Source organism: Mediterranea massiliensis, assembly GCF_900128475.1.
In the GTDB taxonomy this organism is placed as follows: Bacteria; Bacteroidota; Bacteroidia; order Bacteroidales; family Bacteroidaceae; genus Bacteroides; species Bacteroides massiliensis_E.
Window position 1 is genome coordinate 1 of record NZ_LT635829.1, and the last position, 1,039, is coordinate 1,039.

Sequence of the window (1,039 nt, forward strand, 5' to 3'; positions counted from 1 at the left end):
ATAACGTGAGTTCGAAATAAGAATCAGAAGATAGCCAGTTGCCCGTCATTGATAAAGTTCACATCAATGGCGGGCTTCTTCTCAAAAAAACAGTATGCCGCGATAGCAGACAGCGTATTTGCAATGAAGTTATTGAATGAACGGTGTCTGGAATGCTCTATCTGCGCAATGTTCTTCAGTTCGTCATTGACCGTTTCAATCAAGGCTCTTTTTCTGAGCAGGATCTTGTCGGCGATGCTCATCAGTGAATTTTTCATATTGTTTTTGACCTTGGTGACAAGTTGTATGCCGTTAAGGAAAAGATTCTCGAACAGAGCCTGGCCAATATATCCTTTGTCGGCACATAATTTCCCCTTTATGTTTTCCAGGAACCGGCCTTGCTTCAGAGGCTCGCGGTCATCCACGTTTCCGGGAGTGAGCATGAAATTCAGGATTTCGCCCTTGTCATTGATTATCAGGTGCAATTTGAATCCGAAGAACCAACCCATGGAACTTCTCCCACGCTCGGCAAGCCCCTCAAATGTTTTGTGAATCAATATACGTTGGTTGCGACAGACACGCAGGACTGTAGAATCGACAAAACTGATGCCGGTACATGTCCCCAACAGGACTTTCTTGATGAAAATGGTCAGGGGGAGCAGTAATTCCTTCTCCAGTTCCACAAAACGGTTATAGGAAACCTGTCTCGGGAAAAGGTGCTTCAGATGTTTGCAGACATATTCCTTGTAATAATGCTTGAAGCAGCGGAAACCGCCCGAGTGAAACAGGATAAGAATCACCATAATCTCTGCATCGCTCATACGGTTAGGCTTGTTACGATGTCTAGCCTTCTTGTCTTCAATCATATATTTTTCTTGTTGCAACGCAAATTCCTTGCAAAAATCATCGGCCATACAATAAATTTCCGTAATTTTAGACTCTGAGAACATAGCGGTAATCGTTTAAATGTTATAATTGAGTACTATAAATTTAATACTTTTATCGCTATGTTTCTAATTTTCAATGAGATATTTATTTACTTATATCGAATTCACGTTAA

1 protein-coding gene is annotated in these 1,039 nt (G+C 41.3%); it reads right to left on the reverse strand.

Going from position 1 to position 1,039, the window contains the following annotated elements; translation table 11 throughout:
* Positions 1 to 23: 23 nt before the first annotated feature.
* Positions 24 to 929 (reverse strand): IS982 family transposase, encoded by a 906-nt coding sequence (locus BQ7483_RS00125; RefSeq protein WP_072544396.1) that lies wholly within the window; start codon positions 927 to 929, stop codon positions 24 to 26.
* Positions 930 to 1,039 lie beyond the last annotated feature (110 nt).